This window comes from Actinoallomurus vinaceus (assembly GCF_039542055.1).
Lineage (GTDB): Bacteria > Actinomycetota > Actinomycetes > Streptosporangiales > Streptosporangiaceae > Actinoallomurus > Actinoallomurus vinaceus.
This window is the reverse complement of record NZ_BAABHK010000002.1, coordinates 768510-788570: the sequence shown is the minus strand read 5'-3', so window position 1 is coordinate 788570 and position 20061 is coordinate 768510. Positions and strand designations below refer to the sequence as shown.

Sequence of the window (20061 nt, the reverse complement as noted above, 5' to 3'; positions counted from 1 at the left end):
CGTCCGCGACGCGTCGGGACGCGTCTCAGCCGGTCGCCGCGCCGGCGGTGAGCGGGGTGCCGCCGGGAGGCCCGGCCGTGGCCGGCGGGCGGTGCCCGGCGGGGTGCGCGAGCAGCCAGTCCCACAGCTCGATCGGCTCCTGGGCGGTGTGCTCGGCTCCGCAGTGGCAGATGCCCAGCAGCGTGTCGGTGCCGGGCAGCCAGCGGACCCGGTAGACCTGCGCGGATGCCCTCGGGCCGGTCATCGCGCGCCGGTCCCGGCCGGGGCCTCCTCACCGGCGGCGAGGCGCGCCAGGATTCGGCGGGCCGCCAGGCCGCCCGTGTCGATGTTGATGCTGAGTTCCTGGTAGCCGTCGGGTTCGGCGGCGATGACCTTCTCCAGCGTGTTCAGCGCCTCGACGTCCTGGAGCACGACCGTGCGGTTGGACTCGCGCAGGAAGGCGCTGACCTCCTCGTCGTCGCGGGCGAAGTCGCGGGCGACGGCCCAGAAGTCGTACGTGGTGTTCTCGGTCGACGGGGTGATGGCGTAGACGACCTCGACGTGGAAGGCGCCGCTGTCGTCGCCGTCCGGGCCGGGCGTGACCCCGGTGGGCGCGACGCGGCTGTGCAGGATGTACAGGCACGGCGCGTGGTACTCGATGTCCTGGAACCGGTCGATCCGGCCCTCGACGCCGGTTGAGCGGGCGTAGAACGGCGGGCACTCGGCGTCGTGCATGTGCCGGCCGACCCGGACGATGCCCGCGTCCTCGTCGACCTCCGTGGTGATCGGCGTCTCGGCGACTTCCGGGGTGCCGATGTAGCCGCCGTGCAGGTAGGTCTCGTGGGACAGGTCGAGGAGGTTGTCGACCAGCAGGCAGTAGCGGGCGTCCAGGGGCTCCATTCCGCTGACCGTCGTCCACTCCGGATCGGCGAGCCAGGGCGCCCGGGGGACGCCCGCGGGGTCGGCGAGCGCGCGGTCGCCGACCCAGACCCACACGAAGGAGTCCTGCTCGACGACCGGATAGGAGGCCACCCGGGCGGTGCGCGGAACGCGCTTCTGCCCCGGGACGGAGACGCAGCCGCCGTCCGGCGCGTACGTGAAGCCGTGGTACCCGCAGACGATCCGGTCGCCGTCCAGTCGGCTCTCCGACAGCGGGAACCGCCGGTGCACGCACCGGTCGGCGAGCGCCACCACCTCGCCGGCCTCGGTGCGGTAGAGCACCAGCGGCTCGCCGAGCACGGTCCTCGCCAGCAGGTCCCGGCCGACCTCCCGGCCGTAGGCGGCGACGTACCACTGATTCCTCGCGAAAGACGTCATCGGCCCCTCTTTCCGCAGGTGGAGGTGGCCTCAGCGTCGCGCCCGGAGAGCCGCGACCGCCATGCCCTTTCCACCTGGTGGAAGGCCGGTCCCGCGGTCCGAGCGGTTCCTTCCAGGGCGCCATCCCAGTGCCCGCGAGATCCCGCCCGCGGCGACCTGCACAGTGGCCGTCAGCGCCGGTACCCGCGCGTCCTCGGCGTCCACCACGACGGACACCGCGGCGACCACGTGCCCGTCGGCTCCCCGTACGGGCGCGGCGAGGGAGATCGCGTCCTCGGTGATCTGGCGGTCGCTCACCGCGCAGCCGCAGCGCCGCACCTCGGCCAGCACGCGGCGCAGCACGGCCGGGTCGGTCACGGTGTACGGGGTGAAGGCGCGCAGCGGCCGGGCGCACACCGTCTCCTGCAGCGCCCGGTCGCCGTACGCCAGCAGGACCAGCCCCACTCCGGTGGCGTGCAGCGGCCAGCGCGCCCCGACCCGGCTGAGCACCCGGACGGCCGAGCGCGCCGAGATGCGCTCGACGTAGACCGCCTCCAGGCCGTCGCGCACCGCGAGGTGGACGTTCTCGTGGGTCGCCTCGTACAGGTCCTCCAGGTACGGCATCGCCGTCTCCCGGAGCGCGAGGCCGCGTGGGGCCAGCGACGCGACCTCCAGCAGCCGCAGCCCGATGTGGTAGCAGCCGTCGGCGTCGCGCTCGAGGGCTCCCCAGGCGACGAGCCTGGCCACGAGCCGGTGCGCGGTGGCCAGGGGCAGGCCGGCCCGGCGGGCGATGTCGCTGAGCGACAGCGCCCGCCGGTCGGCGGTGAAGGCGTCGAGGACGCCGAGCAGCCGGTCGGCGACCGACGTGCCCGGCCGGCCGAGGTCCGGGGACATGGCGGGGCCCGTCAGGCGTAGAAGCGGTAGACCGCCTGGGCGACGCACGCCGGCTTGTCGACGCCGTCGATCTCGACCGTGAGGTCCACGACCACCTCGACGCCGTCGCCCTTCACGTCGGTGATCGACGCGATCGCGCCGTGCACCCGGATCTTCGAGCCGACGCGGACGGGGGAGGGCAAGCGGACCCGGTTCAGGCCGAGGTTCACGGCCATCCCGACGCCGGTGACCTCCAGCAGCTCGCTCCAGAGGGGGATGAGCAGCGACAACGTGAGGTAGCCGTGCGCGATCGTGCCGCCGAACGGCCCGTCCTTGGCGCGTTCCTCGTCGACGTGGATCCACTGGTGGTCGTCGGTCGCGTCGGCGAAGGTGTTCACCCGGTCCTGGGTGATCTCCATCCACCGGCCGTATCCGAGGTCGGCGCCGGCCTGGGCCTTGATCTCATCGAGGCCGTTGACGGTGATGGTCACGGAGTGCCTGCCTTTCAACTCGTCGCCGGCCCGCCGTCGGGGCCGCCGTGCGCGGAGCGGATCGCGGGCTTGAGCAGCTTGCCGCTGGGAGTGCGCGGCAGCGTGCCGGCGAACACGACCGACTTGGGGATCTTGTATCGGGCCAGCCGGCCCTCCAGGTGGGCGAGCAGTTCCTTCTCGCCCGGGTCCGCGCCCGGCTCGGGAACGACGACGGCCCGGCCGACCTCGCCCCAGCGGGGATCCGGGACGCCGATGACCGCGCAGTCGCGCACCGCCGGGTGCTCGAGCAGAGCGTCCTCGACCTCGGCGGGGTAGATGTTCTCCCCGCCGGAGATGATCACGTCCTTGAGCCGGTCGACGATCGTGACGTAGCCGTCCTCGTCGGCGCGCGCGACGTCTCCGGTGTGGAACCAGCCGTCGCTGATCGACTCGGCGGTGGCCTGGGGAAGGCCCCAGTACCCCGAGGTGACGTTCGGCCCGTGGACCAGCACCTCGCCGCGCTCGCCGGGCGCGACGTCCCCGCCGAGTGGGTCCACGAGACGCACGTCGGTGAAGAAGTGCGGGACCCCGGCGGAGCCGGCCTTGGCGAGGGAGTCGGCCCGGTCGAGCAGGAGCACGCCGGGGGAGGCCTCCGTCATCCCGTAGCCCTGGACGAAGGCGAGCCCGCGATCCAGGTAGGCGCGGATCGTCCGGGCCGGCACGGGAGCGCCTCCGCACAGCAGCGACCGCACGCTGGACAGGTCCGCGGCGGCGAACCCGGGCTCGGCGGCGATCTGGTCGTACATCGCCGGCACCCCGAACAGGCAGGTGACGCGGTGTCGCGCGACCAGCTCCAGGGTCCGCGCCGCGTCGAAGGACTGCTCCAGGACGACCGTGCCGCCCTTCAGGAGCGTCGGCAGGCAGGTCATGTTGAGCGCGGCGGTGTGGAACAGGGGCGCGCTGACGAGCATCACCTCGTCACCGGCCAGGTCGACGTCGACCAGGACGTTCATGCTGTTCCAGGTGATGTTGCCGTGCGTGAGCACGGCGCCTTTGGGACGCCCGGTCGTCCCCGAGGTGTACATGATCAGGCAGGGGTCGCCGAGGCCGACCTTCTCGTCGATCGGGTCGGCCGGAGCGTCGTCGACCAGCGCGTCGTACGGGAGGTCCGCCGGATGCACCGGTTCGCCGACGGCAAGGCTCGCGCGCGGGGCGGCGCCCGTGTGGACGGCCTTGAGGGTCTCGACGCCGCGGCCGGTGTGCACGAGGACCGAGCTGCCGGAGTCGGTGATCTGGTAGACCAGCTCCGGGTCGGCCAGGCGGCTGTTGAGCGGCACGAAGACGGCCCCGAGGATGCCGGTGGCGAACAGCGTCTCCAGGTACGCCGGATGGTTGGGCCCCAGGTAGGCGACGCGGTCACCGCGCCGTACGCCCCGCGCGCGCAGCACGTGCGCCAGGCGCGTGGCGCGGTCGTGCAGCGCGGCGTAGCTCGTGAGGCGGTCCTCGAAGACCAGCGCCGTCCGGCCGGGGGTCTTGCGGGCCCGGCGCGCGGTCCACGAGCCGATGCCTTGGTTGCGCATTGAGGGCTCCTCTCGCCCGGCGTGGACCCCAGGTCAGTCCTTGCGGAGGCCCAGGAGCCGGGCGGCGTTCTCCTTGAGGATCCTGGGGCGGACCTCGTCCTTGATCGGCAGCTTGGCGAAGTCCGCCAGCCAGCGGTCGGGGCTGATCATCGGATAGTCGGAGCCGAAGAGGACCTTGTCCTTCAACAGCGAGTTGGCGTACTGCACCAGCTGCGGCGGGAAGTACTTCGGCGACCAGCCGGACAGGTCGATGTAGACCTTCGGCTTGTGGGTGGCGACCGCCAGGGCCTCGTCCTGCCAGGGGAAGGACGGGTGCGCGAGGATGATCGTCAGCTCCGGGAAGTCGACGGCCACGTCGTCCACCTCCATCGGGTTGGAGTACTTCAGGCGGATGCCGCCCCCGCCCGGCGCGCCGGCGCCGATGCCCGTCTGCCCGGTGTGGAAGACCGCGGGCACACCGAGCTCCTCCATCACCTCGTACAGCACGTACGCCCGGCGGTCGTTCGGATGGAACGCCTGCACGTTGGGGTGGAACTTGAAGCCCCGCACCCCGTACTCCTCGACCAGCCGCCGCACCTGGCGGGCGCCGGCCTTCCCCCGGGCGGGATCGACGCTCGCGAAGGGGATGATGACGTCCGGGTTGGCGCGGGCGGCCTCGGCGACCTCCTCGTTCGGCACGGGCGGGTGGCCGGTGGCCGACTCGGCGTCCACGGTGAACACCACGGCCGCCATCCGCCGCTCGCGGTAGTACGCCGCGATCTCGGTCAGCGTCGGGTGGCGGTGCTCGGTCTTGAAGTACGCGCCGGCGGCGGCGTCCAGCTCGGCGGACAGGGAGTGCTCGCCGCGCTCGGAGACCTCCGCGTGCGTGTGCATGTCGATCGCCGTCACGGCGTCCACGTCGATCATCGTCGTCTCCTGACCGGTCACAGCTTCGGCGCCGGGATGCCGTACGTCTCCGGGCGCTGGCCGGCCGACACGGGCCAGGCGGCCGCGATCGCGTCGGCGGTCCAGCCGCCGTCGGTGTAGGCGGCACTGACCTCCTGCGGGTGGGACCACAGCGAGAGCTTGTCCCCGCCGATGCCGATGCACTGCCCGGTCACGTCCTTCGACGCGTCCGAGGCCAGGTAGACGACCAGCCCGGCGCAGTCCTCGGGCGTACCGAAGGCGTACCCCTTGCGCAGCGCGTCCGGCAGCGGGGTGCCGTCCTTCTCGTACGCCTCGACGTACGGGGCGAACGCCGGGATGGTCCGGGTCATGGCGGTGGCCGCGTTGGGGACCACGGCGTTCGCGGTGATGCCCGCCTTGGCCAGCTCCATCGCCCACGTGCGCACCATCGCGGCGATGCCGGCCTTGGCGGCGGCGTAGTTGGTCTGGCCGAAGTTCCCGCGCTGCCCGGCGGGGGAGCCGGCGACGATGATGCGCCCGCCCTCGCCCTGCTCCCGCAGCCGTGCGGCCGCGGCGCGCACGCACGTGAACGTGCCGCGCAGGTGCACCCCGATCACGGTGTCGAAGTCCTCGTCCGACATCTTCCACAGCACCCGGTCGCGCAGGACGCCCGCGTTGGTGACCATCACGTCCAGCCGGCCGAACTCGTCCACGGCCCGGGCGACCAGCGCCTCGGCGGTCTCCGTGGTGCCGACCGGGCGTACCTCGGCGGCGGCCCGGCCGCCGGCCTCGGTGATCTCCTTGACCGCCGTCCCGGCGGCGTCGGCGTCCACGTCGTTGACCACGACGGCCGCGCCGGCGGCGGCGAGCGCGGATGCGTAGGCGAAGCCGAGGCCGCGGCCGGCGCCGGTGACGACGGCGACCTTGCCGGTGAGATCCATCAGGAGGTCCTTTCGGAACGCGGAGCCCGGAGACGTGCCTCCGGCAACGCTAAAGCTAGGCAGATCTCGTACCGTCGTCAATATGTTGCCCAATGATTGCTCGCATCACCGCACGTCGGAACCGACCAGCGCCTACGCTGTCCTGGTGACCCGTACCGATCAGGTCGAACCCGACATGTCCTCCGTCGCCGCCCTCGACGGGGGCGACGCGGCGGAGAGCGCCCCGCGCCCGCAGTCGCTGATGCTCAGCTTCTTCGGCATCCACGTCCTGGGGCGCCAGGTCGCGCTGTCGTCCGCCAGCATCATCGAGGTCCTGGCGCGTGTCGGGGTCGGCGAGGACGCCGTACGCTCGACGCTCACCCGGATGGTCCGGCGCGACCTCCTGGAGCGCCACCGGCGCGGCCGCAAGATGTACTTCGGGCTCACGCCACGCGCCGTCGAGGTGCTGCGCGACGGGCATCGGCGCGTGTGGCAGACCGGCGCCGTCAACCGCGCGTGGGACGGCACCTGGACGATCGTCGGGTTCTCCCTGCCCGACTCCTGGCGGCGTGAGCGGCACGACCTGCGCTCACGCCTGCTGTGGGGCGGGTTCGGACCGCTGCAGAGCGGCATGTGGGCCGCGCCCGGCCGGGTCGACGTCGCCGCCCTGGTCGACGGTCTCGGCCTCGACGCCCACCTGAAGGCGTTCCAGGGCGCCGCCGTCGCACCCACCGACGCCGCGCGCCTCATCGACGCGGCCTTCGACGTGCCCGGCATCGCCCGCCGCTACGAGGCGTTCCTGTCCCGGTGGGACCGGCCGGAACCCGCCGCCGAGGCCGACGACCTCGCCCGCCAGCTGCTGCTGCACACCGACTGGCTGGACCTCGTCCGCCGCGACCCCCACCTGCCCGCCGAGCACCTGCCCGCCGACTGGCCCGCGGTCCGCGCCGAGAAGGTCTTCCACTCCCTCGCCCACCGCTACGAGGAGCCGGCCCGCGCCCGCGCCGCCGAGATCCTCGACGGAATCGCCCTCGACTAAGCCGGGCGCACGCCTTCCGGACGCCGAGAGCGGGCGGATCCGGCGTCCGTTCCGAGGCGGCGCCGGGACCGGGCAGGCCCGGCGTCCGATCGCAGCGGGCGCCGTGGGACGGTTCGGCGTCCGGTCCTGGGCGGTGTCGTGGGTGGGTCCGGGGCCCGGTCCGGGGGTGCCGTGAGACGGCCCGGCATCCGATCCGGGGGGTGCCGTGAGACGGCTCGGGGAGTCAGCGTGAGGCCTCCGGGGACGGCTCGGTGTCGGTGATCCGCATGATCGAGGGCCTCTCCGTGGCGCGCAGCCCACGGGCCACGTCCTCGGCGCCGCGCAGCAGGCGCAGGGCGTTCTGCCAGGTCAGCTTGGCGAGGTCGGCCTCGCTCCAGCCGCGGCCGAGGAGTTCGGCGATGAGGTGCGGATAGCCGGACACGTCCTCCAGCCCCGCCGGGGTGAACGCGGTGCCGTCGTAGTCGCCGCCGATCCCGATGTGATCGATTCCCGCCACCTCGCGCATGTGGTCCAGGTGGTCGGCCACGGTCGCGGCCGTCGCGACCGGCCTCGGGTGCGCGGCCTCGTACGCCCCCTGCACCTTCATCGCCTCCGGCGTCGTGTCCAGCGGGGACAGGCCGTGCGCGCGCATGTTCTGGTCGGCCGCCCGCGTCCATGCGATGGCCTCGGGCAGCACGAACTTCGGCACGAACGTCGCCATCGCCACCCCGCCGTTGGCGGGCAGCCGCTCCAGTACGTCGTCGGGGATGTTGCGCGGATGGTCGCACACCGCTCGCGAGGAGGAATGCGAGAAGATGACCGGCGCCCGGCTGACCCGCAGGGCGTCGCGCATCGTGTCGGGGGACACGTGGGACAGGTCCACCAGCATGCCGAGCCGGTTCATCTCCCGCACGACCTCCTCACCGAACGTGGTGAGGCCGTGCGCGGCCGGCTCGTCGGTGGCGGAGTCCGCCCACGGCACGTTGTCGTTGTGCGTTAGTGTCATGTAGCGGACGCCCAGCTCGTACAGCGCCCGCAGCGTCGCCAGGGAGCAGGCGATCGAGTGCCCGCCCTCCGCGCCCAGCAGCGAGGCGATGCGTCCGTCCGCCCGAGCCGCCTCCACGTCTTCGGCGGTGAGGGCGAGCCGCAGTTGATCGGGGTAGCGCTCCACCAGCGCCCGTACGCAGTCGATCTGCTCCAGCGTGGCACTGACCGCCGCGTCGCCCGCCAGGTCCGACGGCACGTACACCGACCAGAACTGCGCGCCCACCCCGCCCGCGCGCAGCCGCGGCAGGTCGGTGTGCAGGAAGGCCGACTGGTCGACCGCGACGTCACGGCGGTCCAGGTCGTACCGGACCTGCTCGCGCAGCGCCCACGGAAGGTCGTTGTGACCGTCCACCACCGGGTGTTCGGCCAGCAGCGCGCGAGCGCGTTCCACCATGACCGGATCGGCGACATATGCCATTGCTGTCCTGGGCCCTCACTGTGCTCGGATGATCGTTTGGTACTGGTCCCAGCCTAGGCGGACGACCGGCCCGGAGGTAGACGCGGTGGGGACCACCCGGCGCCATGCCGACCGGAGCCCTGCCCGTCGCGTCGCCACGTCCATGAACCTTCGGCGGTCATCGACGGCGCTTCGGAATATTGGCCCGGAGAGATAGTGATTTGTTCCGGCTGCGGCCTCCTACGGGGGCTTCACCGTCACTTTGGCATTTCCAGTACGGCCGTTACTGGCAGATCAATGGACCGCGCGATAACTTGCGTTCTGCCTATCTGGATGCGTGAGTGCGCGGGGGAATGCTTTATTGCTGTACGTGTCACTCTGCCCTGAAGGTGACTCATATCCGGCTACATCCATCGCGAGACGGCGCAGGAATCGCCGCGCGGTGGGAGATGGAGACGAGAATGAAGATCCGCGTCGCCATAGGTATGGTGGCCTTGCTGTCCTGCGGGACGATCGGCTTTGCGCGAGTCGGCGACGCGGCGACGGTGGACGGGCACGACACGCCGTCGACCGCCGCCGCGCCACCTGACGCGCAACGCTCTGACCGGCCCGTCCGTGTCACCGAAACCCTACGGGCGCCGGTCGCGGGCTCGCAGCCCGCCCAGCAGCCGACGTATCTCGGGCGGTACCGGATTCACAGTTCCTACAACAACAGGTGTCTCGACGCGGATCTGGGCACGATCAACGGGAACGGCACCAAGGTGCAGTTGTGGGACTGCATCGCCGCCAACAGGAACCAATGGTGGTACGCGTACGGCTACGGCACCTACATTCGGTTCCAGAACGTCTACAGTGGACGCTTCCTGGACGCGGATCTGGGCACGATCAACGGCAATGGCACGAAGGTTCAGCTGTGGGACTTCATCAGCGGTAACCGGAACCAATGGTGGCCGGTCATCAACTATGGCTCCTACTCGCGGATCGTCAATTCATACAGCAACCGGTACCTCGACGCGGATCTGGGCACGATCAACGGGAACGGCACGAAGGTTCAGCTGTGGGACTTCATCAGCGGAAACAGGAACCAGTGGTGGTGGTTCGAGAGGATCTAGTCGCCGTCTCGCGGTAGCGCCGTGAGGATCCGTCACCGGCCGGCCGAGCGGCAAAGGCCGGCCGGTGACGGGCGCATCGACGTGCCGGGTTCCCGACCGCCGGCCGGCCGAGGCCGCCGGGCCGCGGCGCTTCCCGGGCGCGCCTATCCCGGGACGGCGCCGGGGCCGCCGGTCAGGGTCCGGAGTGGGCGGCGGCGACGTCGCGGAGCAGGTCCACGAACGCGGACAGTGCGGGCCGGTCGCCGAGCGGCTCCTTGACCACGACGAAGATGGACCGGACCGGCGTGGGCCGGGTGATCGGAACGCACGCCACCGCGGTGGCGGGCAGCAGCCCGAGCGCGAGCCGCGGCACCACGGTCACGCCGAGGCCGGTCGCGACGAAGGCCGCCGCCGTCGCATAGTCGTGGGCCTCCACCACGAAGTCGGGCGTGAAGCCCGCCGCACCGCACGCCTCGATGATCGTCTCCCGGCAGAGTGTGGTCGGCCACTCGTTGTCGACCCACTTCTCGCCGCTCAGCGCGCCCAACTCGACGGTCTCCTCGGCGGCGAGCGGATGCCCGGACGGCAGGACCGCCACGAACGGATCGTCCAGCAGGGGGACGGCCCGCAGGCCCGCGGGCACCTGAACGGCGTCGTCCATCACCATGATCTCGGCGTCCGCCGGCTCCCCGGTCAGGCCCTTTCCCAGCCGGAGCTCCAGGCGGACCTCGGGAAAGCGCCGGTCGAACTCGGCGACGATGGGCGGTATCAGCACGGCCCCGGCCGTGGCGAAGTAACGCACGGTCAGCCGCCGCGACTTACCCGCCCGCAGGTCGGACAGGGCGGTCTCCGCCTCGGCGATCCGCCGCTGGATCCCGCGGGCGTGCGAGGCGAGGAGCCGTCCCTCCTCGGTGGGGCGGACGCCCCTGCCGTGGCGCTCCAGCAGCAGCGTGCCGGTCTCGCGCTGCAGTGCCGCGATGTGCTGGCTGATCGCCGACGGGGTGTAGCCGAGGTGGGCGGCGGCCGCCTGGATCGAGCCGGTCTCCACGACGGAACGGAGCACCGCGAGGCGGTGAACGTCGAGCATGAACGCACAATGTAGTGCCACTTAAACGTGCGCCAGAAATCATCGCTTGTGCTGTCGTTTCGGCAGCGCCCAGAATCCACCGCATGAGCAGCGAGAAGATCGTTCGTCTGGGCGTCATCGGCCTGGGCGCGATGGGGTCCGAGATGCTGGACGTGGCGGCGCGCCACCCGGAGTTCGACGTCGTGATGGCCGCCGATCCGAGCACGCCGGCGCTCGACCGGGCGCGGGCGGCACACCCGGCAGTCAGCTACGTCGCGGAGCCGGAGCGGCTGCTCGAAGAAGAGGGACTCGACGCCGTCTACATCGCCTCGCCGCCCGCCACGCACGCCGCCTTCGCCGTACGGGCCATGAAGGCGGGCAAGGCGGTGTTCGCCGAGAAGCCGCTCGCGGTGGACCTGGCCGAGGGCGAGGAGATGGTCGCCGTGGCGGCGAAGACCGGGGCGGTGAACGCGCTGAACTTCGTGCTGTCCGACCGGAGCGCCGCGCTCGCGGTCGCCCGGGCCGTCCGGAACGGCGAGGCCGGGACCGTGCTCGGCGTGGAGATGCGGTTCGGGTTCCCCGAGTGGCCGAGGTCCTTCCAGCGGGACGCCCACTGGGTGGCGGGGCGTGCGCAGGGCGGGTTCCTTCGCGAGGTCGCCTCGCACTACGTCTTCCTCACCGACCGGCTGCTCGGTCCGCTCTCTCCCGTGCACACGCGAGCGGCGTACGGCCCGGCGAGCGAGGACACCGCGACGGGCCTGTTCCTCGCGGGCGACGTACCGGTGCGGCTGTCCGGGCAGGTCGCAGCCGGCCCGGAGAGCTATGAGTGGACCCTCTACGGAAGCGACCGGTCGTACCGCATCACCGACTGGGCGGACCTGTGGGTCGGCGACGTCTCCGGCTGGACCCGCGTCGATCCGGAGGGACCGCGCGGTAGTGAGGAGACCCGCCTGGGCGAGTTCGCGCGAGCCGTCCGGGGAGAGGAGCACACCCTCGCCGACTTCGCCGCCGGTCTGCGCGTCCAGCGCGTCGTCGAGCGCTTCCACAGCGCACCGTGATCGACCTGCGTGCGGAGTATGAGGACGCGAGGCCGCTGGCAGGGACGACCGCGGCCTCACCTCGCAGCACGAGCATAGGATGGGCATGCGATTTCGGGGGAGGTCGCGTCCGCGTGAGTAAAGTGCGCGTGTCCTGGGCGTGACGGCATGCTCGAGGGCGAGTGGGAGATGCATCGGCCCGCGGTCTTCGGCGTACCGCAGGGTCCTCAACCCGGAGAAGATCACGCACCTCTGAGCCGTCACACCCGCGTGGGCTGCCTCGTCTCCCTGATGACGACCCAGAGCGGGACCGGCGAAAGGGGACGTCACCATGGCCCGGCCGGGCGACGACGGCCCGGCGGTCGTGGCGGCGGTAGTGAGCCTGCCGGCCCCACGAAAACCCATCACGAGAGGAACCGTCATGCGAGCCATCACCGTCCGAGACCGCGCCGCCGGTATCGGCGGACTCTCCCTGACGGAAATGCCGTACCCTCACGCCGCCGAGAACGACGTCATCGTGCGGGTGCATGCCGCGGGATTCACCCCGGGAGAGCTCGACTGGCCGGGTACGTGGACTGATCGCGCCGGCCGTGACCGGACGCCGAGCGTGCCCGGACATGAGCTGTCGGGTGTCGTCGCCGCGCTGGGTTACGGAACCACCGGCCTAAGCGTCGGCCAGCGGGTGTTCGGGCTGACCGACTGGACGCGCAACGGCTCACTGGCCGAGTACGCCGCGGTGGAGGCCCGCAACCTCGCCCCGCTTCCGGCGGACGTCGACCACACCGTGGCCGCCGCACTGCCGATCTCCGGGCTGACCGCGTGGCAGGGCCTGTTCGACCACGGCCGCCTCGCAGTGGGTCAGACCGTCCTGATCCACGGCGCCGCGGGCGGTGTGGGTTCGATCGCGGTGCAGCTCGCGCGCGAGGTGGGAGCCCGAGTGATCGGCACGGGCCGGGCCGCCGACCGGGACACCGCACTCGGTCTCGGCGTGGATCTCTTCCTGGACCTGCAGACCGATCAACTGGAAGACGCCGGTGAGGTCGACGTGGTGTTCGACGTGATCGGCGGCGAGATCCTCGACCGCTCGGCCGCACTGGTGCGCGCCGGTGGCACGCTCGTCGCCATCGCCTCGCCATCCAAGGTCCAGCCCAAGGACGGGCGGGCGATCTTCTTCGTCGTCGAACCCGATCGCGCCCGGCTCGCGGACCTCGCCCAGCGGCTCCGGGACGGACGGCTCAAGCCGATCGTCGGGGCCGTGCGGACGCTCCCCGAAGCGCCCTCCGCGTTCGCCCCGGATCGGCGCACCCCCGGCAAGACGATCATCCGGATCATCGAGGACCGGGTAGGAGAGCAATCATGATCGGAATACGGCCTGCCTGCGGCTTCCTGGCTGCCGGCATGGTGGCCACGGCCACCGCATGCGCCCCAGCGGCACAGCGTGCGACCGGCAGGGTGGCCGCTGTTGCCACGGTTTCGAAACAACCGTCCGAGACGTTGACGCCTCTGCTCGAACAGGCGCTTCCGAACGTCAAGGGCAAGAGGTTCACCTCGGCGATCGTGGACTTCCCGCCCAACGCGCGCGCGGTGCCGCATCGGCACGGCTCGGCTTTCGTTTACGCCTACGTGCTCCAGGGCACTGTGCGCAGCCGGCTGGCCGGCGGGCCGGTACGTACGTACCACCAAGGACAGAACTGGGTCGAGCAGCCCGGTGCCCACCACCTGCTCACCGAGAACACCAGCCGGACGAAACCGGCGAAGCTGCTGGTCATCTTCATCTCCAACACGGGCGAAAAGCTCAAGGTCGACGATCCGCCAAGGTAGGACGGCGGTCAGCCGATCGGCATGGCTGAAGAGCACGCTGACGGGGCGTGACGCGGATTTCCTTTCGGCCTGAGTTCCAGGCGACCTCGATCGCGCACCATCCCGTCAGCGCATGCCTTGAAGTTCACGCTCCCAATCGGCTCTGGTCAGCGCGTACTCGACCACGCCGTGCTCGAAGCCCTCGATGGAGTCCAGCCCGTCGCGGTGGAAGGTGCGTACGAGTGTCAGGCCGGCCTTCTCCATCACGCGCCGGGAGCCGAGATTGACCGTCATCGTCTCCGCGACCACCCGTTCCACTCCCAGCTCGGTGAAACCCTTGCGGATCAACGCACGCGACCCCTCGGTGGCGTAACCCTTGCCCCAGGCCGACCTGCGCAGCCGATAGCCGAGCTCGATCTCGCCGTCACGTGGTTCGTCTATGTTCGGTCGGAAGTGGAACCAGCCCAGAAACCGTCCGGTGGCCTTCTCCTGCGCCGCCCAGAACCCGAAACCTTCGAACCGCTCGTAGTAGCCGAGAAGTCGCGGGATCCGGTCACGGATCTCCTCGCGGGGAGTCGGCCTGCCACCGGTGAGGAAGCGCATGACCTCGGGATCGCTGTCGAGCTCGACCAGGTTGTCCTCGTCATCCTCGGTGAATTGGCGCAGCGTCAAGCGGCTGGTCTCCAGGAAGATCGACATTTCTCGATTATCGCGTCTCCGAGACCGCGTGCTCGCGCCCCGATCGCCACCGGGCACCCCGGCGCGGCGGCACGTCGGCGCCCCAACCGCGGCTGCGGCCAACACCGCCATCGTCCGGTCAGCGCTGAGGGGCCTCGCGGAACACGATCCAGCGCATGACGCTGTACATATAGACCGCCTCGCACAGGCCTGCGGTGATCCGGGCCAGGTGGTACTCCAGGCCAAGCCAGACGAGGCCGTCGCCGACGCCGAGGATGAACACGACGTAGTTGATCCCGATGGCCACCAGATACAAGACGACCTGCGGCCCGGCCGGGGCGTGCGAACGGAAATTAAGCCTGCGGTTCAACAGGAAGCTCAGCCCGAACGCCAGCAGATAGGCCGAGGTGATGGCCAGCGGCAGCGGCCAGCCGAGACCACCGTGGAACACCGTCAGCAGTCCGAGGTCGATCGTGAACGTCAGCCCGTTGATGAGCGCATAACCCAGGAAGCTGGCCGCGACGACGCGGGACAGGCCGAAGGGCAACCTGCGTACGACGACGGCCATGAACGCCTGGAAGCGCCCCCGGTCCGCACCGGCGACGGCGTGACCGGCCGCCTTGGTCTGGGGGTCCTGAGGGACGGAGACGGCCGTGTCATCGCGAAGGCTCACCAAAAGAACTCCCTGCCGGAACGTACTGGCTCCAGACACGCTAGAGGTCTCAGGGGTGGCCGCACCTCGACTCCGAGAACGATTCCGGAGTCATCCGCAGGACGTAGCCCGTGTCGGTCACTTGGTGCGGAGCACGAGCACACGGCTGTCCACGAGAACGAACTCGGTGGGGGATTCATCGCTACCACCTTTGGGACGGCGGTCAGCCGATCGGCATGGTGACGGCGATCGGCCAGGCCAGCAGGACGCCGCCGAGGACGGCGGTCAGCCATACCGGTGCGCGGAGCGTACGCAGGGCCGCCGCCTGGACGGCCTGCCACACCAGCAACGCTGCGAGGAGCGGTGCCACCAGCAGGACGAATGACGGCGCCGTGCCGAGGAGGACGGCCACGCCCAGGCCGGCCAGCGCCCCTGCGGCGGTCCAGGCGTGGATCATCGTCGCGGCGAGCCGGTCGTACCCGGCGCACAGCGCCTCGACTCCGCCGAAGAACGCGGCGGCGCACGCGGCGACCGCGATGAGGGCCCAGGGCCGTGGGCCGACGGGAACGGCATGCGCCCAGCCCAACTGCGCCGGTACGGCGAAGGACGCCACCGTCAACAGGACCAGCGTGACGGCCGCCACGGCCGTCACCGGCCACGAGCGCCCGCCGCCGTTCCTCACCTCACTGTTCCCGGCGTCGGCACGCCTGATGAACAGTGCGACGGCCAGTGTCACGATGCCGATGACGCCGAAGAACCCGGCGAGCGGACCCGCCACGGCGAGTGGCAGCAGGCGCCGGGGGATCACCGCCATCGCCGCCACGGCCGTCAGGACGGCGACCGCCGGGACGCCGAGCGCGAGGGGGAGCGGGAGCCGGCGGCGGTCCCGGCCCGACCCGGAGGGCCGCCCCAGGAGAGCGGAGGCGATCGCGCCGAAGCTCAGCACCGCCGCCAGGTGCAGCAGCATCGCCGATCCGGCACGCTGCACGGGCCGGATGCCCACCCCGTGGCCACCGGCGGTGGAGCGGCCGAAGGACGTGTCGAACCAGGCCGCGACCTCGCGGTGGGTGCGTGGGCTGAAAAGCACACTGACGTGTTCGACACCGCCGACGAGTACCGCCCGGCGCGCGGTCCCGGCTCGCGGATCGCCGTACGTGACTCCGGTCTGCCCTCCCGGATAAGCCGCCCGCAGCGCGTCGACGGCGCCCTCGCGGTACCCGGGGAACTCCAGGCCGCCGGCGAGCAGGAGCAGGTCCCGGGGACGCGACACGGAGCCGACCGGCATCAGCCCCTGAGAGACGGTCACCGTCGCGCGGATGGCCGGATGCGCGGTGGCGTACCGTACGACCGCGGCGGCGCCCATCGAGTGACCGAGCAGGCCGATCCGCTCGCCGTCCACCCACGGCATGCTTCGCAGATGCCGGACCGCGACGTCCAGGTCGCGGGCGAGGCGCGCGTCGGCGGCCGGGCCGTCTCCGGCGTCGGGCAGCCGTTCGGTGTTCGCCCCGCCGCCGGCGAGATCCACCAGCTCCACGGCGTATCCGCGGCGCGCCAGAGTGTCCGCGAAGCCCCGCATGAGCTGCATGCTTGCGGCGAGACCATGCGCGACCACCACGCCGGGGAGCCGGCCCGTCGTCTCTGTGGGCCGGACGACCTCCACCGGCACTCCGGCCACCACGGCGGAGCTCCGCTCGATGCCCTGGTCCGCCGTGGCGAGGCCCACGGCCCCGACCGCCGCGGACACCAGGGAGATCAGCAGCGCCACGCCGCGGAGCGGCGTGAAGAAGGCCGGTGGGCGGTCTGTCTCGGCCGTCCGCCGGCGCGGCCCCACGTCTTCCTTGGTCTCCAATGTCCGTCCTCTGCCGATCGAGCGACCCCCACCGCGCAGGCGCCTGGAGGACAGGCGCCCACGGTACGGCTCATCGGAGGACGCGGAACCACATGTTTGTTGCTTTTGACGCCTCGGTCAGGCCGAGGGGTTCGAGCCTGTCGGTCGGAGGTGGTCCGGTGAGGCACGCACGTCGCCGTCCGGCCCGGTGACGAAGCCACCGTGGACACGCGGTCAGCGCGCGGAGAAGGCCTTGCGGTAGGCGCTCGGGGGGACGCCGACGGTGCGGGTGAAGTGGTGGCGGAGGTTGGCGGCGCTGCCGAGTCCGGAGTGTTCGGCGATCCGGTCGATGGACAGGGCGGTGGTCTCCAGGAGTTCGCGGGCGTGATCGACCCTGATGTTCCGCTCTTCAATACGAGAAACTGGCAGCCCGCGGGGGTCCTCGCCGGTCACTCCAACGACGTCTGGTCCGTGCGCTGGTCACCCGACGGCAAGTCGCTCGCGACCGGCTCACACGACCACACCGCCATCATCTGGGATGCCGCTTCAGGTGAGGCGGTCCGCGTCCTCGCGAGCCCGTCCGGCTCCGTCCTCGCCCTTGACTGGTCGCCGGACGGCACGCTGCTGGCGACGGGGTCGCTGGGGCGCCGGCTGTGCATCTGGGATGCGCTGACGGGCCGGCTTCGGAACACTCCGGGCGGCAGCCCCGAAGAGACGGTCCGAGCGGTCCGATGGTCGCCTGACGGACTCCGGATCGCCTGTACCTCGGCCAACCGGCTGGTCTTCCTCGAACTCCTCGACGACGAACTCCACGTCATGCCGGGCCACACCGACCTGGTCTGGTCCGCTGCCTGGAGCCCTGATGGGCGCAAGATCGTCACCGGGTCCGAGGACGGCACGGCGCGGATCTGGAACACCACGGCCCGCGGGGCTGAGATCGCGATGCTGGAGGTGGTGACCGGCGAAACGGACAGCAGAAGGGGAACGGCCGCGCTCTCACCCGACGGCACGACGATCGCCATCGGTTCCTGGGATGGGGACCTTCTTGTCCAGTGCATCGACCAGAGAGACCTGTCTCCTGCTCTGTCCGGCCATGAAAAGGACATCAACGCCGTCGCCTGGTCACCAGGAGGTGAGAGCGTCGCCACCGCCTCGGACGACAGGACCATCCGTGTCTGGAACCCTTCGGACCGCAGCCATCAGGTCATTGCTCGTTGTTCCAAGGAGGTCGAGGCCCTGGCCTGGTCCCCGGACGGACGGCGACTGGCCGTGGGGAGCAAGGACGCCATGGTCCGAATTCTCGACCTCGAGGATGCGAACCGTTCCACAGAGCTCGCGGGTCATGCCGACTGGGTCGGATGCCTGGCCTGGTCACCGAGTGGAAGACTGCTGGCCTCGGGATCCGCCGACCACACCGTCCGTGTCTGGAGCCCTTTCTCAGGGAGAGACAGTGCTGTGATCGGCGTTCATTCGGGATCGGTCGGTACGCTCAACTGGCTTCCCGACGGCAACCGAGTCATCTCGGCATCGGCCGACCGGACGATTCGCATCTGGGCCGTCGACCTCTCCGATCACGACCTCCTCCGCATCGCGAACACAAGAGTGACCCGGAGACTCACCATCGGCGAACGGCGCGCGCATCTCCTGCCCGAACAGACGGTGATCACGTCGGGGGATGAGCGTTGAGCCAGGCCGCGGCTCGGCGAGCTGACGCACGTGGGCGTCGGCCGGGTTCGGCGGCCGCCCGGTGGCGGATAGCGTTGGCGTCCTATGACAGCCACTCTTGTCGCCAAGGACCTCGCCGCCGGGCACGGCGACCGTGCCCTGTTCTCCGGCCTCGACCTGGTCGTTTCCTCTGGAGAAGTCATCGGGCTGGTCGGCGTCAACGGCGCGGGGAAGTCCACCCTGCTCCGGACCCTCGGTGGGTTGCTCACCCCCGAGGGCGGTTCCGTGACGCTCAGCCCGTCGTCGGCGGCCGTCGGCTACCTGCCACAGGAGCCGGAGCGGCGCGACGGCGAGACGGTGATCGACTTCCTCGCCCGGCGCACCGGGGTGGCGCGGGCTCAGCGGGACCTGGACGCAGCGACCGAGGGTCTGGTCGGCGGGCGTGAGGGGGCCGAGGACGAATACGCCTCCGCCCTGGAACGGTGGCTGGCCCTGGGAGGCGCCGATCTCGAGGACCGGGCCGGGGAGGTGGCCGCCGAGCTGGGACTGGCGGCCGGCCTCGACCAGCGGATGACCTCGTTGTCCGGCGGGCAGGCGGCCCGCGCGGGGATGGCGTCGCTGCTGCTCAGCCGCTATGACATCTTCCTGCTCGACGAGCCGACCAACGATCTGGACCTGGACGGGCTGGAGCGGCTGGAGCAGTTCGTCACGAGCCTGCGGGCCGGTACGGTGCTGGTCAGCCACGACCGCGAATTCCTGGACCGGACGGTCACCCAGGTGGTGGAGCTGGACCTGGCGCAGCAGCAGGTGAACGTCTACGGCGGCGGTTACGCGGCGTACCTGGCCGAGCGGGAGGTCGCCCGCAGGCACGCCCGCGCCGACTACGAGGAGTACGCGAGTAAGGTCGCCGCGCTGGAGCAGCGGGGCCGTACGCAACGGGAGTGGGCCGCCAAGGGCGTCCGGAACGCGAGGAAGAAGGCCCGGGGCGCCAACGGGGGAGACAACGACAAGGTCGGCCGGAACTTCCGCGCCGACGCGAGCGAGAAGCAGGCCTCCAAGGTCCGCCAGACCGAGCGTGCGATCGAACGCCTCGACGTGGTCGAGGAGCCCCGCAAGGAGTGGGAGCTGCGGATGGAGATCGCCGTCGCGCCACGCGCCGGTGCGGTGGTGGCCACCCTGCGCTCCGCCGTGCTGCGGCGCGGAGACTTCACTCTCGGACCCGTCGACCTCCAGATCGGCTGGGCCGAACGGGTCGCGATCACCGGAGCCAACGGGGCGGGCAAGTCGACGCTCCTGTCGGCGCTACTGGGCCGGGCCGCTCTCACCGAAGGCCACGCCGCGCTCGGCCCAGGCGTGATCATCGGCGAGGTCGACCAGGCGCGGGCCCTGTTCCTCGGCGAGAGTGCCCTCCTGGACGCCTTCGGCGCGGAGGTTCCCGACCTGCCGCCGGCCGAGATCCGTACCCTGCTGGCGAAGTTCGGCCTGCGCGCCGCGCACGTGACCCGCCCCGCGGCGACACTGTCCCCTGGTGAGCGCACCCGGGCGGCCCTCGCGTTGCTTCAGGCGCGGGGCGTGAACCTGCTCGTCCTGGACGAGCCGACCAACCATCTCGACCTGCCGGCGATCGAACAGCTGGAGTCCGCACTCGACTCCTTTCCCGGAACCCTGCTGCTGGTGACCCACGATCGCCGGATGATCGACGCAGTGCACACCACCCGCCGTCTGCACCTCACCGACGGCCGCGTCGCCGAGATGCACCACCCGGGCTGAACCAGAACG

The 20061-nt window shown here is 71.2% G+C and carries 20 protein-coding genes and 1 pseudogene; 8 read left to right on the top strand and 13 right to left on the bottom strand.

Annotated elements, in window-relative coordinates:
• Nucleotides 1-25: 25 nt before the first annotated feature.
• Genes ABEA24_RS09445 through ABEA24_RS09415 form a run of 7 tightly spaced genes read right to left on the bottom strand, consistent with a single transcriptional unit; the run spans nucleotide 26 to nucleotide 6024 of the window.
• On the bottom strand, nucleotides 26-244 hold the full coding sequence (locus tag ABEA24_RS09445; protein ID WP_345430305.1) for a hypothetical protein: 219 nt from the start codon (nucleotides 242-244) through the stop codon (nucleotides 26-28).
• On the bottom strand, nucleotides 241-1296 hold the full coding sequence (locus tag ABEA24_RS09440; protein ID WP_345430304.1) for an aromatic ring-hydroxylating dioxygenase subunit alpha: 1056 nt from the start codon (nucleotides 1294-1296) through the stop codon (nucleotides 241-243). Before ABEA24_RS09440 ends, ABEA24_RS09445 begins: the two co-directional genes overlap by 4 nt.
• Before the next feature lie 30 nt (nucleotides 1297-1326).
• Nucleotides 1327-2169, bottom strand: a complete 843-nt coding sequence (locus ABEA24_RS09435; RefSeq protein ID WP_345430303.1) for an IclR family transcriptional regulator — start codon at nucleotides 2167-2169, stop codon at nucleotides 1327-1329.
• Between the two features lie 11 nt (nucleotides 2170-2180).
• A complete protein-coding gene (locus ABEA24_RS09430; RefSeq protein WP_345430302.1) occupies nucleotides 2181-2639 on the bottom strand; it encodes a MaoC family dehydratase in 459 nt (152 codons plus the stop codon).
• Between the two features lie 14 nt (nucleotides 2640-2653).
• Nucleotides 2654-4198 carry an acyl-CoA synthetase gene (locus ABEA24_RS09425; protein WP_345430301.1) on the bottom strand — a complete coding sequence of 515 codons (1545 nt, stop codon included), beginning with the start codon at nucleotides 4196-4198 and terminating at the stop codon, nucleotides 2654-2656.
• Between the two features lie 33 nt (nucleotides 4199-4231).
• Nucleotides 4232-5104, bottom strand: coding sequence for an amidohydrolase family protein (locus ABEA24_RS09420; protein WP_345430300.1), 873 nt, complete (start codon nucleotides 5102-5104; stop codon nucleotides 4232-4234).
• A gap of 17 nt (nucleotides 5105-5121) precedes the next feature.
• On the bottom strand, nucleotides 5122-6024 hold the full coding sequence (locus ABEA24_RS09415) for an SDR family oxidoreductase (protein ID WP_345430299.1): 903 nt from the start codon (nucleotides 6022-6024) through the stop codon (nucleotides 5122-5124).
• A gap of 145 nt (nucleotides 6025-6169) precedes the next feature.
• Between ABEA24_RS09415 and ABEA24_RS09410 the strand changes: the two genes are divergently transcribed.
• Nucleotides 6170-7042 carry a PaaX family transcriptional regulator gene (locus ABEA24_RS09410; RefSeq protein ID WP_345430298.1) on the top strand — a complete coding sequence of 291 codons (873 nt, stop codon included), beginning with the start codon at nucleotides 6170-6172 and terminating at the stop codon, nucleotides 7040-7042.
• 223 nt (nucleotides 7043-7265) lie between these two features.
• Here the strand turns inward: ABEA24_RS09410 and ABEA24_RS09405 are convergent, their stop codons facing one another.
• Nucleotides 7266-8486 (bottom strand): dipeptidase, encoded by a 1221-nt coding sequence (locus ABEA24_RS09405; RefSeq protein ID WP_345430297.1) that lies wholly within the window; start codon nucleotides 8484-8486, stop codon nucleotides 7266-7268.
• A 440-nt stretch (nucleotides 8487-8926) separates the two neighbouring features.
• Here ABEA24_RS09405 and ABEA24_RS09400 point away from each other — a divergent pair, with 440 nt between their 5' ends.
• Nucleotides 8927-9577: an RICIN domain-containing protein gene (locus ABEA24_RS09400; protein WP_345430296.1), complete on the top strand. Its 651-nt coding sequence runs from the start codon at nucleotides 8927-8929 to the stop codon at nucleotides 9575-9577.
• A gap of 172 nt (nucleotides 9578-9749) precedes the next feature.
• Here the strand turns inward: ABEA24_RS09400 and ABEA24_RS09395 are convergent, their stop codons facing one another.
• A complete protein-coding gene (locus tag ABEA24_RS09395; protein ID WP_345430295.1) occupies nucleotides 9750-10643 on the bottom strand; it encodes a LysR family transcriptional regulator in 894 nt (297 codons plus the stop codon).
• 83 nt (nucleotides 10644-10726) lie between these two features.
• Here ABEA24_RS09395 and ABEA24_RS09390 point away from each other — a divergent pair, with 83 nt between their 5' ends.
• The 3 genes from ABEA24_RS09390 (at nucleotide 10727) to ABEA24_RS09380 (ending at nucleotide 13480) form a co-directional block, all read left to right on the top strand.
• The gene (locus ABEA24_RS09390) at nucleotides 10727-11680 is read left to right on the top strand and encodes a Gfo/Idh/MocA family protein (protein ID WP_345430294.1); all 954 of its coding nucleotides are present in this window, start codon (nucleotides 10727-10729) and stop codon (nucleotides 11678-11680) included.
• Between the two features lie 400 nt (nucleotides 11681-12080).
• Nucleotides 12081-13019 carry an NADP-dependent oxidoreductase gene (locus ABEA24_RS09385; protein WP_345430293.1) on the top strand — a complete coding sequence of 313 codons (939 nt, stop codon included), beginning with the start codon at nucleotides 12081-12083 and terminating at the stop codon, nucleotides 13017-13019.
• Nucleotides 13020-13153: 134 nt separating this feature from the next.
• Nucleotides 13154-13480, top strand: coding sequence for a cupin domain-containing protein (locus ABEA24_RS09380; protein ID WP_345430292.1), 327 nt, complete (start codon nucleotides 13154-13156; stop codon nucleotides 13478-13480).
• Between the two features lie 105 nt (nucleotides 13481-13585).
• Here the strand turns inward: ABEA24_RS09380 and ABEA24_RS09375 are convergent, their stop codons facing one another.
• From ABEA24_RS09375 to ABEA24_RS09360, 4 genes are all read right to left on the bottom strand, one after another.
• The gene (locus ABEA24_RS09375) at nucleotides 13586-14158 is read right to left on the bottom strand and encodes a GNAT family N-acetyltransferase (RefSeq protein WP_345430291.1); all 573 of its coding nucleotides are present in this window, start codon (nucleotides 14156-14158) and stop codon (nucleotides 13586-13588) included.
• Between the two features lie 118 nt (nucleotides 14159-14276).
• Entirely contained in the window at nucleotides 14277-14810 is a 534-nt protein-coding gene (locus ABEA24_RS09370) for a GtrA family protein (RefSeq protein ID WP_345430290.1), read from the bottom strand.
• Nucleotides 14811-15012: 202 nt separating this feature from the next.
• The gene (locus ABEA24_RS09365) at nucleotides 15013-16638 is read right to left on the bottom strand and encodes a dienelactone hydrolase family protein (RefSeq protein ID WP_345430289.1); all 1626 of its coding nucleotides are present in this window, start codon (nucleotides 16636-16638) and stop codon (nucleotides 15013-15015) included.
• Between the two features lie 213 nt (nucleotides 16639-16851).
• Nucleotides 16852-17070: a helix-turn-helix domain-containing protein gene (locus tag ABEA24_RS09360; protein WP_345430288.1), complete on the bottom strand. Its 219-nt coding sequence runs from the start codon at nucleotides 17068-17070 to the stop codon at nucleotides 16852-16854.
• Here ABEA24_RS09360 and ABEA24_RS53455 point away from each other — a divergent pair.
• The 3 genes and pseudogenes from ABEA24_RS53455 to ABEA24_RS09350 all read left to right on the top strand — a co-directional run.
• A pseudogene (locus ABEA24_RS53455) lies at nucleotides 17002-17271 on the top strand (WD40 repeat domain-containing protein); the annotation flags it as partial. The gene ABEA24_RS09360 and the pseudogene ABEA24_RS53455 overlap by 69 nt on opposite strands.
• Nucleotides 17272-17433: 162 nt before the next feature.
• The gene (locus tag ABEA24_RS09355; RefSeq protein WP_345430287.1) at nucleotides 17434-18303 is read left to right on the top strand and encodes a WD40 repeat domain-containing protein; all 870 of its coding nucleotides are present in this window, start codon (nucleotides 17434-17436) and stop codon (nucleotides 18301-18303) included.
• Between the two features lie 84 nt (nucleotides 18304-18387).
• Nucleotides 18388-20052 (top strand): ABC-F family ATP-binding cassette domain-containing protein, encoded by a 1665-nt coding sequence (locus ABEA24_RS09350; protein ID WP_345430286.1) that lies wholly within the window; start codon nucleotides 18388-18390, stop codon nucleotides 20050-20052.
• Nucleotides 20053-20061: the final 9 nt, after the last annotated feature.

Excerpts from the sequence above, each read along its gene's own strand:
- ABEA24_RS09445 (WP_345430305.1), bottom strand. The coding sequence starts at position 244 with ATGACCGGCCCGAGGGCATCCGCGCAGGTCTACCGGGTCCGCTGGCTG.
- ABEA24_RS09440 (WP_345430304.1), bottom strand. The coding sequence starts at position 1,296 with ATGACGTCTTTCGCGAGGAATCAGTGGTACGTCGCCGCCTACGGCCGG.
- ABEA24_RS09435 (WP_345430303.1), bottom strand. The coding sequence starts at position 2,169 with ATGTCCCCGGACCTCGGCCGGCCGGGCACGTCGGTCGCCGACCGGCTG.
- ABEA24_RS09425 (WP_345430301.1), bottom strand. The coding sequence starts at position 4,198 with ATGCGCAACCAAGGCATCGGCTCGTGGACCGCGCGCCGGGCCCGCAAG.
- ABEA24_RS09420 (WP_345430300.1), bottom strand. The coding sequence starts at position 5,104 with ATGATCGACGTGGACGCCGTGACGGCGATCGACATGCACACGCACGCG.
- ABEA24_RS09415 (WP_345430299.1), bottom strand. The coding sequence starts at position 6,024 with ATGGATCTCACCGGCAAGGTCGCCGTCGTCACCGGCGCCGGCCGCGGC.
- ABEA24_RS09405 (WP_345430297.1), bottom strand. The coding sequence starts at position 8,486 with ATGGCATATGTCGCCGATCCGGTCATGGTGGAACGCGCTCGCGCGCTG.
- ABEA24_RS09400 (WP_345430296.1), top strand. The coding sequence starts at position 8,927 with ATGAAGATCCGCGTCGCCATAGGTATGGTGGCCTTGCTGTCCTGCGGG.
- ABEA24_RS09395 (WP_345430295.1), bottom strand. The coding sequence starts at position 10,643 with ATGCTCGACGTTCACCGCCTCGCGGTGCTCCGTTCCGTCGTGGAGACC.
- ABEA24_RS09390 (WP_345430294.1), top strand. The coding sequence starts at position 10,727 with ATGAGCAGCGAGAAGATCGTTCGTCTGGGCGTCATCGGCCTGGGCGCG.
- ABEA24_RS09385 (WP_345430293.1), top strand. The coding sequence starts at position 12,081 with ATGCGAGCCATCACCGTCCGAGACCGCGCCGCCGGTATCGGCGGACTC.
- ABEA24_RS09375 (WP_345430291.1), bottom strand. The coding sequence starts at position 14,158 with ATGTCGATCTTCCTGGAGACCAGCCGCTTGACGCTGCGCCAATTCACC.
- ABEA24_RS09355 (WP_345430287.1), top strand. The coding sequence starts at position 17,434 with ATGCCGGGCCACACCGACCTGGTCTGGTCCGCTGCCTGGAGCCCTGAT.
- ABEA24_RS09350 (WP_345430286.1), top strand. The coding sequence starts at position 18,388 with ATGACAGCCACTCTTGTCGCCAAGGACCTCGCCGCCGGGCACGGCGAC.